This window comes from Chryseobacterium sp. 7 (assembly GCF_003663845.1).
Classification (GTDB): Bacteria; Bacteroidota; Bacteroidia; order Flavobacteriales; family Weeksellaceae; genus Chryseobacterium.
This window is the reverse complement of record NZ_RCCA01000001.1, coordinates 2039527-2053438: the sequence shown is the minus strand read 5'-3', so window position 1 is coordinate 2053438 and position 13912 is coordinate 2039527. Positions and strand designations below refer to the sequence as shown.

The 13912-nt window shown below is 36.4% G+C and carries 10 protein-coding genes; 3 read left to right on the top strand and 7 right to left on the bottom strand.

The window, feature by feature from the left end; genetic code table 11:
* Window positions 1-42: 42 nt before the first annotated feature.
* Together lat and CLU97_RS09390 are read right to left on the bottom strand one after the other, a co-directional pair.
* Window positions 43-1368: an L-lysine 6-transaminase gene (lat, locus tag CLU97_RS09395; protein WP_121487690.1), complete on the bottom strand. Its 1326-nt coding sequence runs from the start codon at window positions 1366-1368 to the stop codon at window positions 43-45.
* Window positions 1369-1482: 114 nt separating this feature from the next.
* On the bottom strand, window positions 1483-3033 hold the full coding sequence (locus tag CLU97_RS09390; protein WP_121487689.1) for an aldehyde dehydrogenase family protein: 1551 nt from the start codon (window positions 3031-3033) through the stop codon (window positions 1483-1485).
* A gap of 135 nt (window positions 3034-3168) precedes the next feature.
* Between CLU97_RS09390 and CLU97_RS23665 the strand changes: the two genes are divergently transcribed.
* The gene (locus CLU97_RS23665) at window positions 3169-3318 is read left to right on the top strand and encodes a histidine kinase (protein ID WP_047375093.1); all 150 of its coding nucleotides are present in this window, start codon (window positions 3169-3171) and stop codon (window positions 3316-3318) included.
* 192 nt (window positions 3319-3510) lie between these two features.
* Here CLU97_RS23665 and CLU97_RS09385 read toward each other — a convergent pair whose 3' ends face one another.
* The 5 genes from CLU97_RS09385 to CLU97_RS09360 form a co-directional block, all read right to left on the bottom strand.
* Window positions 3511-3699 (bottom strand): Arc family DNA binding domain-containing protein, encoded by a 189-nt coding sequence (locus CLU97_RS09385; RefSeq protein WP_121487688.1) that lies wholly within the window; start codon window positions 3697-3699, stop codon window positions 3511-3513.
* Window positions 3700-3783: 84 nt separating this feature from the next.
* Window positions 3784-4650: an SPFH domain-containing protein gene (locus tag CLU97_RS09380; RefSeq protein WP_047422804.1), complete on the bottom strand. Its 867-nt coding sequence runs from the start codon at window positions 4648-4650 to the stop codon at window positions 3784-3786.
* 375 nt (window positions 4651-5025) lie between these two features.
* The gene (ccsA, locus tag CLU97_RS09375) at window positions 5026-8295 is read right to left on the bottom strand and encodes a cytochrome c biogenesis protein CcsA (RefSeq protein ID WP_121487687.1); all 3270 of its coding nucleotides are present in this window, start codon (window positions 8293-8295) and stop codon (window positions 5026-5028) included.
* A gap of 269 nt (window positions 8296-8564) precedes the next feature.
* The gene (locus CLU97_RS09370; protein WP_121487686.1) at window positions 8565-9143 is read right to left on the bottom strand and encodes a Crp/Fnr family transcriptional regulator; all 579 of its coding nucleotides are present in this window, start codon (window positions 9141-9143) and stop codon (window positions 8565-8567) included.
* Between the two features lie 389 nt (window positions 9144-9532).
* On the bottom strand, window positions 9533-10171 hold the full coding sequence (locus CLU97_RS09360) for a cysteine hydrolase family protein (RefSeq protein WP_121487684.1): 639 nt from the start codon (window positions 10169-10171) through the stop codon (window positions 9533-9535).
* A 373-nt stretch (window positions 10172-10544) separates the two neighbouring features.
* On the opposite strand from CLU97_RS09360, the gene CLU97_RS09355 reads away from it, so the two are divergent.
* Together CLU97_RS09355 and CLU97_RS09350 are read left to right on the top strand one after the other, a co-directional pair.
* A complete protein-coding gene (locus tag CLU97_RS09355; RefSeq protein ID WP_121487683.1) occupies window positions 10545-13130 on the top strand; it encodes an FtsK/SpoIIIE family DNA translocase in 2586 nt (861 codons plus the stop codon).
* A 63-nt stretch (window positions 13131-13193) separates the two neighbouring features.
* Complete coding sequence (locus CLU97_RS09350) at window positions 13194-13841, top strand: LolA family protein (protein WP_105703760.1); 648 nt, start codon at window positions 13194-13196, stop codon at window positions 13839-13841.
* Window positions 13842-13912 lie beyond the last annotated feature (71 nt).

Genomic DNA, 13912 nt, shown 5'->3' with positions numbered 1-13912 from the left:
CTAAATATACAATGTTTTTTTTACAATTACAAATCCTGAGTTTTAAATTTTATTAATATTATTTTCAATTTTGTCTAAAGCCAGCTTGATTTCTTCTTTAGTCACATTCAGATGAGGTCTGAAACGAAGTGACTGATCTCCACATGGAAGAATGATTAATCCATCCTTGTAAAGCTCACTCATCAGGGCATTTCTCTGTTCTCCTGATGGCAGGTCAACAGCACACATCAAACCTCTTCCTCTTGCATTTGAAATTTTTTCAGGATATTTTTCGGCAAGGGTTTTCAGACTTTCCAATAAGAAATCGCCTACTACTCTTGCGTTTTCCACAAGATTTTCTTTTTCAATCACTTCCATTACCAACTGGAAACGAAGCATATCAATAAAGTTTCCTCCAAATGTAGAATTGATTCTTGAGCTTTCTCTGAAAACATTATTCGGAACTTCATCAAACTTTTCTTTATTGGCTAAAACACCGCAAACCTGAGCTTTTTTACCGAAAGAAATAATATCCGGCTTTGCTGTAAAGTGCTGAAATGCCCACATTTTTCCTGTAATAGCGATCCCCGTCTGAACTTCATCAAAAATAAGTAAGATTTCGTTGTCATCACAGATTCTTCTTAATCCTAAAAGGAATTCGTCTCTGAAATGGTTGTCGCCTCCTTCTGCCTGAATAGGTTCTATAATGATACACGCCACTTTATTAGGGTTCATCAGGATAGCCTCTTCAATCTGAAGTAAAGCAAGATTTTCGTTTTTGATGGTTTCTTCCAGGTTCTCATCTGTAATTGGGAACTTTAATTTTGGATTTAAAATTCTCGGCCAGTTGAACATTGGGAAATATTGGTATTTTCTTGGATCAGAAGTATTGGTTAAGCTCAAAGTATAGCCGCTTCTTCCATGAAAAGCCTGCTTGAAGTGGATGCAGATTCCTGCTTCCGTGTCTAATCCTTTTGCAAAGTTTTTACGGGTTTTCCAGTCGAAGCATGCTTTCATCGCATTTTCAACTCCCAGAGTTCCGCCTTCGATAAAGAAAGCATATTGTAATTCTTCAGGAATCACTACTCTTTCGAATACTTCAAGGAAATGAGCGTATTCTTCTGAGTAAACGTCCGCCAAAGTAGGTTTATTTACCGCCATTCTTCCCAACCATTCTGATCTTTCTAAAAGATAAGGGTGATTGTATCCAATGGATGCTGATGCGAACATGGAGAACATATCCAGATATTCTCTGTTGGTTAATTTATCATAAAGCCATGATCCGTGAGATTTTTCAATGTCCATCACAAAATCGAAACCGTCTGCAAGAACGTGTCTTCCTACTGTTTCTTTTACTTTATTTGCTTTTATATCTAATGTTTGTTCCATAATAAATTTGTAGTGTGATTTAATAAGTGAGCGGTTAAATGTTCCTCAATAGGGAAACATTTAACCATTCAGGTTATTAAGTTTTAAGTTTTTTGGGTGCTTTAAGTAAAGCTTTTATAAATCAAATTTAATTCCTTGTGCTAAAGGAAGTTGTGCAGTATAATTGATAGTATTAGTTTGTCTTCTCATGTAGTACTTCCATGCATCAGAACCAGATTCTCTTCCACCTCCGGTTTCTTTTTCTCCACCAAAAGCTCCACCAATTTCTGCCCCTGAAGTTCCGATATTTACGTTGGCAATACCACAGTCTGAACCTGCATGAGAAAGGAATAATTCTGCTTCTCTTAGGTTCTGGGTCATGATCGCAGAAGATAATCCCTGAGGAACATCATTCTGAATAGCAATAGCTTCTTCTAATGTTTTGTATTTGATCAGATAAAGGATCGGTGCAAATGTTTCGTGCTGAACAATTTCGTAAGAGTTCTTCACTTCTGCAACGCAAGGCTTAACATAGCATCCGGATTCGTAATCTTTTCCGGTTAAAACTCCACCTTCAACAGCGAATTTTCCACCTTCTTTTTTACATTTCTTGATGGCTTCTTCGTATTGATTTACTGCATCGGTATCAATAAGCGGTCCTACATGGTTTTTCTCATCCAATGGGTTTCCGATTTTCAACTGACCGTAAGCTTTTACCAATCTGTTTTTCACTTCATCATATACACTTTCGTGGATGATCAGTCTTCTTGTAGAAGTACATCTCTGTCCTGCCGTCCCTACAGCTCCGAAAACAGCTCCAATGATAGACATGTCAATATCTGCTTCTTTTGTAATAATGATAGCATTGTTACCACCTAATTCAAGGATAGATTTCCCGAATCTTTCTGCCACTTTAGAAGAAACCATTCTTCCTACTCTTGTAGATCCGGTGAAAGATACAAGGGCTACTCTTTTATCATCTACTAATTTCTGTCCGATTTCGTGGTCTGATACCAATACACTTGAAACTCCTTCTGGAAGATTATTTTCCTTGATAACTTCCATCATGATATTCTGGCATGCAATAGCACAAAGTGGTGTTTTTTCTGATGGCTTCCAGATGGTAACGTTACCACAGATCCAAGCCAATGCAGTGTTCCAAGACCAAACAGCTACCGGGAAGTTGAAAGCAGTAATAACTCCTACTACTCCCAGCGGATGGTATTGCTCGTACATTCTGTGTCCAGGTCTTTCAGAGTGCATCGTGTACCCCTGAAGCTGTCTTGAAAGTCCTACCGCAAAGTCACAGATGTCTATCATCTCCTGAACTTCACCAAGTCCTTCCTGTAATGATTTACCCATTTCATAAGAAACAAGTTTACCAAGATCATCTTTATATTCTCTTAATTTTAAGCCCAGCTGTCTTACAATCTCTCCTCTTTTAGGAGCCGGAATCAGCCTGAATTCCTGAAATGCCTTTTGAGCAGTTTCAATTACTTTGTCATAATCACTTTCTCCGGAAGTTTTTACTTTAGCGATCAACTTTCCGTCTACAGGAGAAATGCTTTCTATCACCTTTCCTGAAGCGAAATATTTTCCGCCCACTGAAGTCCCTTTGTTCTCTTCTTTGATACCAAGATTTCTAAGTGTTTTTTCAATTCCGAAATCCTTTACTTTTTTTGACATAAAATCTTACTTTTCGTTCTCTCTAAAGATAAAAATATTATGTGAACCTCAAAACTTTAATTTTTAACAGGCTTTTTATTTGGACTAATTATAAACATGCTTATCTTTGCAGGGTAATCATTTTGATAATCGCCAATGGAAAATTCACAAGAAAATAACTCAAAGCTTAAAAAGTGGTTCAAGCGTGTGGGATGGGCAGGATTAGCTTTCTTTACCATAAAAGGCTTGATTTGGCTCGTCATATTCTACGTTGGAGCAGACAGTCTTCAGAGTTGTATAAAATAAAAAAGCAGAGAAAATTTCTCTGCTTTCTTTTTTGGTATAAGGTTAACCAAATTGTTATTTATGTATTGAAGTGTTCAAAAAAGTGGCCTTTTTTACATTTTCTCTAATGTAAAATCCTGAATAAACAGAGGCTTCTTATGAATAAATTCCCCCAAAAGCACCATTATTCCTTAAAAATTGATTTCTTCAAAATCACTCTTTCTTTTTCCTTCCCGCATCCACCAGGCTCTGATGCAGCAGGTATTCTATCTGCCCATTCACACTTCTGAATTCATCATTGGCCCACTTTTCAAGGAGTTTATAAGTAGACTCGTCTATTCTTATCACAAAGGATTTTTTGCCTTTGCTTTCCGATGAGTTTTGAGCTTTTTCTGATTTCATTTTTCTAAAATTCTCTTACATTATTTCTTACTGCTTTAGTGTAGAAATACCCTGCACTAAAATCGAATTGTTAATTTTCCACTTTTAATTATAAAGTGTTCCGGCATTTAATACTGGTGTCGCTGCTTTTTCACCACAAAGAACCACCATTAAATTGCTTACCATAGCCGCTTTTCTTTCATCATCAAGCTCTACGATATTCTCTTCTGAAAGTTTTTTCAAAGCAAGGTCTACCATTCCTACAGCCCCTTCCACAATCTTGGTTCTTGCCGCAACAATAGCTGTAGCCTGTTGTCTCTGGAGCATTGCTCCTGCAATTTCTGAAGCATACGCTAAGTGCGAAATTCTAGCCTCCTGAATCACAATTCCTGCTTTCGAAAGACGGTCTGTAAGTTCCTGCTCCAAGATGGAATTGATTTTATCTCCTCCTTCTCTCAACGTAATCGGAGCATGATCATCTTCTAAATTATCATAAGGAAAGCTCATCGCCAAGTGTCTTACCGCCGCTTCACTCTGCATTTTTACAAAGTCCGAATAACGCTCCACATCAAAAGCCGCTTTATAAGTATCTCCAACTTTCCATACGATGACTACCGCAATTTCAATAGGGTTACCCATTTTATCATTTACTTTCAAAGTCTGGCCTTGCAAGTTCTCTGAACGTAAAGATATTTTCTGTGACGAATACAAAGGATTGATGAAGAACAATCCGTTCTCTTTTACACTTCCCACATATTTCCCAAAGAAATTTAATACTCTTGAATGGTTAGGCTGAATAATCATTAGCCCCTTTAAAAAAAAGCACGAAAGAAGAAAGCAAAGCATTGCGATAACCACATAAGCTATACTTTGATCTACACCGCTCACAAAGAAATAAACTGCTGCCACAAATAATGCAAGGCAGATAACTAAGGTAAGATAACCCGACATGGGTTTTAATGTTTTTTCCATGATTGAATTTTTAATTTGATATTATTTTGATATCATAAAGATACTAATTAATTATGAATTATGAATTATAAATTATGAATTTTGTTTTTTTGAATGATGGGAGAGTTTCGAGATTTAAGTATTTTAGCTAATGTAAAATTCGCGAGGGCAATTATTTTATAATGCATTTTATTTTTTGTTCGCAAGGCCACTTCGTTTAGCAACGAACAATTCTTTTCTTTGCTCAGTGAAACGCTTTTATGAACGATATCTTATTGCAATATATATATCATTGCGAACATAGTGTTAGAACAGCTCAATCCAAAGTCAGAAACAGTATGAACAAAAAAATCCCGGAAAGTGAATTCCAGGATTTTAATTTATATGTATAAAAGTCTATTTCTTTGTAAGAGTTTTAAACTTCCAATAAGAAACAGCTGATAAAATAATCATTGTTGAGATTCCGATATATACCCAAGCTGGTACCGGTACCGGATCTCCTGCTGCGTATGAGTGAAGTCCGCTTAGATAATAATTTACTCCGAAGTACGTCATTACCATTGAGCAGAATGCAAACATTGTTGCTACGTGGAATGCCCATCTGCTTCTCAATCCAGGTACTAATCTCATGTGCAGTACAAATGCATAGACCATGATGGAAATGAAAGCCCATGTTTCTTTCGGATCCCAGCTCCAGTATCTTCCCCATGATTCGTTTGCCCAGATTCCCCCTAAGAAGTTTCCTACTGTTAGTGCAAACAATCCGATGGTTAATGACATTTCAGAAACGATTACCAATTCCTTTAAAGTAGTATCGTGATGAATTTTATAGGTTTCTTTATTGGAGATAATATAGAACACCAATGAAATTACAGCAATGATCATCGACAGTGCAAAGAATCCATAACTGGAGGTAATAATAGCAACGTGAACAATTAGCCAGTAAGATTTCAATACAGGAACCAACGGCGTAATCTGTGGGTCAAGAGCCGAACCTCCATGAGCAAATCCCATCATAATAACTGCCACCATAAATCCGGCTGCAGGAATTAATGCATTGGCATTTCTGTACAGAATTAAACCAGCCGTAATACCTACCCAAGAGATAAAGATAATGGCTTCATAACCGTTACTCCAAGGAGCGTGTCCTGAGATATACCATCTTGCAACAAGTCCTAAGAAATGTAATAGATATCCAACTAAACCAAACGCAATAATTACTTTAATTACTTTGTTTAGTACTTTATTTGATTTGAATAACTCAACAAAACCTAAGATCAAAAGAAGACCACCAACAAGTGTGTAGAAAATCAACAATTTGAAGTTGATATCTGCTTTATTCATGAATACTTCAAGATCAACTTTAGATTTAGCAGGAACAACAGCTTTACCCCATTTCTGCTGGTATTCTGAAAGCTTCGCCAATTCTGTATCTGCTTTGCTCCAGTCTCCTGTTTTCTGTGCCGTAAGAGCTTCTGCAAGATAAGGACCCATTACCTGCTGAGATTCCATATCCGGTTCGAATTTCTGGTCTAACCATGAATTCCAAGTGTGATTAGCATCATTTTTCACAGGAACAATTCTCATAAACTGACCGCTGAAAAACTCATTGAAGATCTGTACTCTTTCGTTTACAGCAATTACTTCTTTATCATAATTGGTCTGTTCAGCCGGTTTTTTACGGAATGCCGTATTGTAGTCGTGCTCCAGAATATAAGTTAAATTTCCGTTAGCATCTGCCGGGAAAAGGTTCATCAGTGAAGTATAGCCATCTTCATCTGCCTTTGTTTTATTTTTCAGTTCATCACCTCCTTTAGGTCCTACTTTGATCATAGGCACCATTGTCCAGCTTGGCGTGTCTGTATTGATTGAAAGGAACCACTGGTTAGCCGTAAGAGACTTTCCGTCTGTTCCTTTGAATTCGTCTTTTTTGTATAATTTTCTTAAAACATCTAATGCTTCTGTATTGATAGGAATAATTCTTCCTTCAAAACTTTGTACCAGAAGATATCCGAATTTATCAGCATGCTCTTTGCTTATTTTATTTCTCGCAATGATTTCATCTGGAGAAATAGATCTCATCTTACCCATTGGCGTTGCCAGAGAGTTCTGCTTTGGAGCAGCACCGTCAAGCGGCTGGGCAGATGGAGCCGGAGCATGAGAATGATTATCTCCTTCCACATGGATATGTTCTCTGCTTCCGTCAGTAGTTCCGTGAGTTTCTATTTTCTGAGCATTTAACCCTAAGCTTAAGAACAGCAAAAGTATTCCGGCAGCTTTCTTTTTGTTGACATCAGCCAGCATTTTATTCAGTTTCCAGAAGTGAGTTCCTTTCCAGAAGAAAATCACAAACATTCCTAAGAACAAAAGAGTATATCCGATATAAGAAATTAAAGTTCCCCAATAATCATGATTTACAGAAAGAACAGTTCCCATTCTGTCCGGATCAAAACTTGACTGGAAGAAACGGTATCCTTTATGGTTTAGAACGTGGTTCATATAGATTTTATAAGGAGTCTCTTTACCTTCATCAATGATTTTTACATGGCTTTCGTAAGCACTTGGAGATGAACTTCCCGGATATGTTTCCATTACGAAGTCATCCAGCTTCAATGCGAAAGGCGTGTTATATACTTTAGGTCCGAATCCTACCATGATGTTTAGGCCATCCATAGTTACCTGCTTATAAGCATTCGGGTTTCCTTTTTCAACAGAAAGGTCTACAAGTTGTTTTGTTTTTGGCCCCTGAAGCTCTATCTGAAGCATGTCAGGAACATTAGCATCCTTCTTTCTGTCACCTTCAATCGCCATCAGTCTTCCTTTTTTAAGACCTTCCGGCACTACAAGTTTTAACTCGTTGATGGTATATAAACTTCTTAATGCCAAAGGCTGGAACTCATCTTTCACCGTAGTTCCTGTTGCCTGGGTTGCCATCGTCATATAGTTGGCATCTACAGGAGTTTTGATGAATAATTTTCCACCTTCATTTTTGAATTCAACAGCTCCTTCAATCGCTCTGTTGAACGTTACCAAAGTTCCGTTGATCGATTTTGTCTCTCCCGGTTTGATGTAAATGTTTTGTCTTCCGGTATTCCCTGTAGAAACCAGGTGAAGATACTCTGCACCATTTGGTTCAGCTACAAGGCTGTCTTTTTTTCTTTGAATGTATTCCTTGGCAAATACTTTTACTTCTTTTCCGTGGAAGTCATAAGTAGCCTTGAAATCTTTGTGTAATGGAGACATCAGATAAGGAACATCCTGATAATTAAGAACGTCACCTTTTTCTTCTACCTGAATTTTAAAGAAATTTTTATCCGTTACGATTTCGTTTGAAGTTTCACCTTCTCTGATATGCATGGTTCCTTCGAAACTGATGTATCTTGTGATAGCACCACCGATAAAAATAAAAACAAAGGCAAGGTGGAAAACAAGAACCGGCCACTTGTCTTTTTTCCATAGCCTGTATCTTCCGATATTTCCTATGAAGTTAAGAATAAGCAGGACCATGATCAGTTCGAACCATTTGGCCTCATAAATTAACGCTTTTGCTGTAGGAGTTCCGTAGTCGTTTTCTAAGAACGTTGCATAAGCCATCGCGAATGCATAAACCAGCAGCAATACAGCCATTGTCCTGGTTGAGATAAGAATATCTTGGAGCTTCTTCATGATTTATTGTACTTGACATGCAAAAATAAGCATGATAAACCACAAAGAGCTTAAAAAAAGCTGTTTTTTGTCACTTTGGCCTCGGTTTTGCTTATTTTGAAACATTCTTAATAAGCCTGAAAACATTGGGAAAAATTCAATTTCTAATTCTGGACAAAATTGGATTCATAAAAACTATTCCAATGATTGAACCCTTCTATTTGCAAGCCGAATAAAATTCTATAAAGCATTGGTTTATAACCAAAAAAGAAACCTAAAAATTATTTTACTTATCTTTTCAATAGTTTCTTCCTTATTTTACTTAAAAACTCATGCGTAATTCCAAGATAAGAAGCCACTTGTTGTTGGGTAATCCTTTGTTCCAGTCCCGAATACTTTTCAAGAAATTCGAGATATCGTTTATCTGCAGTTTTACCTGTCAAAGAAAGAATCCTCCTCTGCAGTGCTACCGAAGATTTCTGGTTCATTATCCTGAAAAGCTTTTCTATCTGAGGCATTGTCTCATACAGATTTTCTTTATCTTTTTTAGCAATCATCATTACTTCACTATCTTCAAGAGCTTCAATATTAAGAATGCTGGGTACATTATTAATAAGACTGTCAATATCTGTAATCCACCAGCCTTCTACGGCGAAGTATAAAGTCTGCTCAAATCCGTTTTCGTTCAGATAATAAATTTTAAAACAGCCACTCAGAACAAATCCTTCAAAGAGGCAATGGTCTCCTTCTTTGAGAATAATATCTTTCTTTTTAAATGCTTTGAGCTTAAAAGGCTTTACAAAATGTTGAAAGTCCTCTTCTGAAAGGTTGATGCATTGACTGATATTTTTAAAAAGTAAATCGGACATGGGTTTATTTAAGCAAAATAAAGGTATCAAAATTATTGACACCTTTGCGGAATTAAGTTATTTTAAGTTATTTCTGTATTTAAGCAATAGAACTCTGGTTTTTTGTTGGGTAGACGCAAAAATTTATCATACATTTTATTTATTTCAAGACACAAGAACATTTCGACTTCGCTCAATGTGAGATTTTCAGCAAGATGAACTGTTTTAAATTTTATCGGAGATAAAATCTTTGCGACCTTAAAAACACCTGATATTCTAAAAATTCTTAGCGCCATCGCGTTTTAAAATAGCCTTTTATTTTAATTCTTTAACAGATGAAAAAGACTTTTTAGATGATTCCAAAAATCTTATCTTAAAAATCGTTGTGCCTTTCCAGCTTCAAAATAACATTATTTTAAAAGTTCATCAGTATTTACGACACGAGCATAAAGATTTCCAAGAGCAGATATTCCTGCCAAAAAGGACTTTTGTACATCTGCTGCTTTTATGACTTCTCCATTTAATTCACGGTTTCTAGTTGCCGTAGCATCTCCGATGATTGTATTGTGAAAGCCAAAATCGAATGCAGCTCTTGTAGTGGCTTCTACACAAACATCCGTCATCATTCCTGTAATCACGAGATTTTTAATTTTATTTGACATCAGATAGTTCAATAAATCAGTTTCTCTGAAACTGTTGGGAAAATGCTTGACAATTACTTTTTCATTTTCCCTGGGCAAAACAAGAGTGTTGATTTTAGCACCCTCGGTATCTGGCAGGAAAAAAGTAGCCCCTTCATTGGTAGAAATATGCTGGATATGAATAATTGGGAGATTATTCTTCCGAAAATATTCTAAAATTTCCTTAGTATTTTTGGCTGCCTGTTCTGCTTTTTCCAGTTCCATTTTTCCTCCCGGGAAATAATCATTCTGCACATCAATAATTAATAATGCAGTGTTTTCCATTGTTTGTTTTTGTTGTGCATTCATTGTAATCAGTGAAATAAAAATCAGACTTAAGATCATGATTTTTTTAAAAGTATTTTTCATGTATAAAATTGTATGGATCAAAATTACACAGGCTACCAACCCTGACCTTTGAACTAGTTCAAAAAAATACCACAGACATATAAAATATTCATCAGATTTCAAATATTATTATTTTTTTTCATTTATATATATTTAAACAAGAAATTTTATTATCTTTTTTAAAGAAATACAAATAACAATCTGTTAATATAATTTAACGGTATCAGATTTGGATAAACAAAAATGAATGCATTATTTTATTCCACAACTGCTGAAAATATTTCTAATTAAATTTTAAATAATCGTTGTAAAAAGCGGGATTTCCAAAACATTTTTTGGAGAAAAAAAGATTCTTTTAGTGTTGAAAAAACATTAAATTTGTGACATTGATATTATGGACAAAAAGACACAAAAAAAACCGACTGAAATGCCTGAAAAAGGCAGAATTTTATCTAAGCCACGTATTTTTTCCGGGCTTACTCTTATCCTTTTCTCGGCTGTCATGGCACTTTCATTCATTTCCTATTTAATGAACTGGAAAGCTGATCAAAGCCAGGCAGGAACCATGCTGGACAAGACTATAAAATCTTCAAATATCTTTGGTAAGATAGGTGATTGGCTGGGAAATATTTTCATTTTTGAAAGTATTGGTATTGCCTCATTTATAATTGCCTTTTTACTTCTGGTCGTAGGTACGCTGATTCTTAAAAAGAAAATCTTCAAACCATGGAAAACTATTGGCCACTCTTTATTTTTTATCTGCTGGCTTCCTATTTTCATGGGAGCACTTACTAAAGGACAAGGAGTTTTAGGAGGAGTTTATGGGTATCAGATTATGGATTACCTTAATTCTATCATTGGGACTGTGGGCTTGTGGACTGTTTTAGCAGCAAGCATTCTTTTATATTTTATTCTTGAATTTAATCTTCGTCCAAGTTCTATCAAATCAAAACTGGACAAGATCAATGAAAATACCATTGGAAAAGTAAAATCTATGATGCCCGATTCTAATGATGATTTCGAGGCAGATGAAGAATTGAAGGAAGAAGCAGAGGAAGCGGAAGAAGAAACAGCATCCCGGGTTACGGTAAGTGATGTGACTAAAAACTCTCCAAATACTCCAATCAATACAGTAAGAGAACCAGAACCTGTGAGCGTTCCGAAAGGATTCCCTGAAGTTCCGGTGTCTACCAATATAGAAACCATTACGACTCCTAACCACACTTCTTTTGAAGCGGAACCAAGAGAGGTTTCTCAACCGGTCAATTTAAATCTTTCATCAAAACCTACCATTCCGGTTTCCAGCCCGGAAGACGCTTTTGACATTAGACCATCTGTACCTTCTCCGGCTGTAGCAACTGCACCAGCACCAACACAGGAAGATATTAAATTCAATGTGGAAGTAGCACCTGTTATTGATATTCTGGACGATTCTGAGAAACAGTCACAGGAATTGGTAGAAAAACATGGTTTGTATGACCACAAGCTTGATCTGGCTAAATTTCAAATGCCTCCTGTAGATTTACTGAAAGACTATGGAAGTGAAGAAATCTCTATCAACAAAGAAGAATTAGAAGAAAATAAAAATAAGATTGTTGGTCTTCTGAAGAATTTCAACGTAGGAATTGCAGAAATCAAAGCAACCATTGGACCAACAGTTACGCTGTATGAGATTGTTCCGGAAGCAGGAATCCGAGTAGCGGCGATTAAAAAACTTCAGGATGATATTGCACTGAACCTTTCTGCACTAGGAATCAGAATTATCGCTCCAATGCCAGGGAAAGGAACCATTGGTATCGAAGTACCGAGAAAAAATCCTACCATGGTTTCTATGCGTTCTGTGATTGCTTCCCAGAAATTCCAGAATACGGATATGGATCTTCCGGTAGTTTTCGGAAAAACAATTTCCAACGAGATCTTTATGGCTGACCTTTCAAAAATGCCTCACCTGCTGATGGCGGGAGCAACAGGTCAGGGTAAATCTGTAGGGATTAACGCTATCCTTACTTCACTACTCTACAAGAAGCATCCAAGCGAACTGAAATTCGTTATGGTAGATCCTAAAAAAGTGGAACTTTCATTATATTCAAAAATTGAAAGACATTATTTAGCAAAATTACCGGATGCGGAAGAAGCGATTATTACAGATACCAATAAAGTAATCAATACCCTGAACTCTCTGTGTATTGAGATGGATACAAGATACGATCTTCTTAAAAATGCGTTCTGTAAAAATTTAAAAGAATACAATAAGAAATTTGCTGAAAGAAAATTAAACCCTGAAAACGGACACCGTTTCTTACCATATATCGTATTGGTAGTAGACGAGTTTGCAGATTTGATCATGACCGCAGGAAAAGAGGTTGAATTACCAATCGCCAGACTTGCACAGCTTGCAAGAGCCGTAGGAATCCACCTAATCGTAGCAACACAGAGACCCTCTGTAAACGTAATTACAGGGATGATTAAAGCCAACTTCCCTGCAAGAGCTGCCTTCAGAGTAATCTCCAGTGTAGACTCAAGAACGATCCTTGACTCTCCGGGAGCAGATCAGCTGATTGGTAAAGGAGATATGCTTTATTTCAACGGAAATGAGATCTTAAGACTCCAGTGTGCGTTTGTGGATACTCCGGAAGTGGAAAGACTTGCAGAATTTATCGGAGAACAAAAAGGATATGCATCAGCATTTTTACTTCCTGAATATGTTTCTGAAGATTCTACAAGTACAGTAGGTGCTTTTGATCCTAACGAAAAAGATGCTTTATTTGAAGAAGCGGCAAGAATTATTGTTTCTACTCAGCAGGGTTCTACATCCATGCTTCAAAGACAATTGAAACTGGGTTACAACAGAGCCGGAAGAATTATGGATCAGCTTGAGGCAAGTGGTATTGTAGGAGGTTTCAATGGAGCTAAAGCAAGAGAAGTCATTATCAGTGACCTTCATTCTTTGGAACAGTTTTTGGAAGATCTGCGTAGTTAAGGGGAAAATTGCAAGATTTAACCTTTAAAAATTGAAAATGTCTAAAGATTATTAAATAAAAAAATGAAAAATATTATTTCAAAAGTTATATTAGGAAGTTTTGTTGTAGGTGCAGTAGGTATGGCGAATGCTCAAAAGATTGATGCTAAAGCTAAAAAGATATTGGATGATATTACAGCCAACTATAATTCTAAAAAGAATTCTTACTTCAAATTTTCTTTTGGAAGCGGTCTTAACGGACAGGTGACTAAAACCGAACCGGGTATTTATTACGCTGCCGGAGAGAAGTATAAACTAAAGATCATGGATACAGAGCAGATCTTTGACGGAAGCAAAATTTACAACATCAATGCTGATGATATGGAAGTAACAATTGCTAAACCTAACGGAAGCAGCACTATGTTCTCCCCCATCAACTACCTTACCACGTACAGAAACGATTATAATGTAACATATAACGGTAAGAAAATGGTCAACGGCGTGAATGCTGATTTTATTAAGCTGACTCCCGTAAAGGCAAACGGAATACAGTTCGTGTATCTTTTCGTAGATTCTGCGAAAAAACAGATGGTAAAACTTGAACAGCACGGAAACAACAAAGACGTTGCAGTAATTGCCATTAAAGAATACAAAGAAAATCAGGAACTGGATCCTAATATGTTTGTTTTTGACAAGAACAAGTTTAAAAACTACGTCATTACAGAACTTTAAAAAGCTGAAAGTGAATTCACAACTCCGCAAATTCACTTTTTAAGTTAAAAAAATAACAAAATATAAAAAGC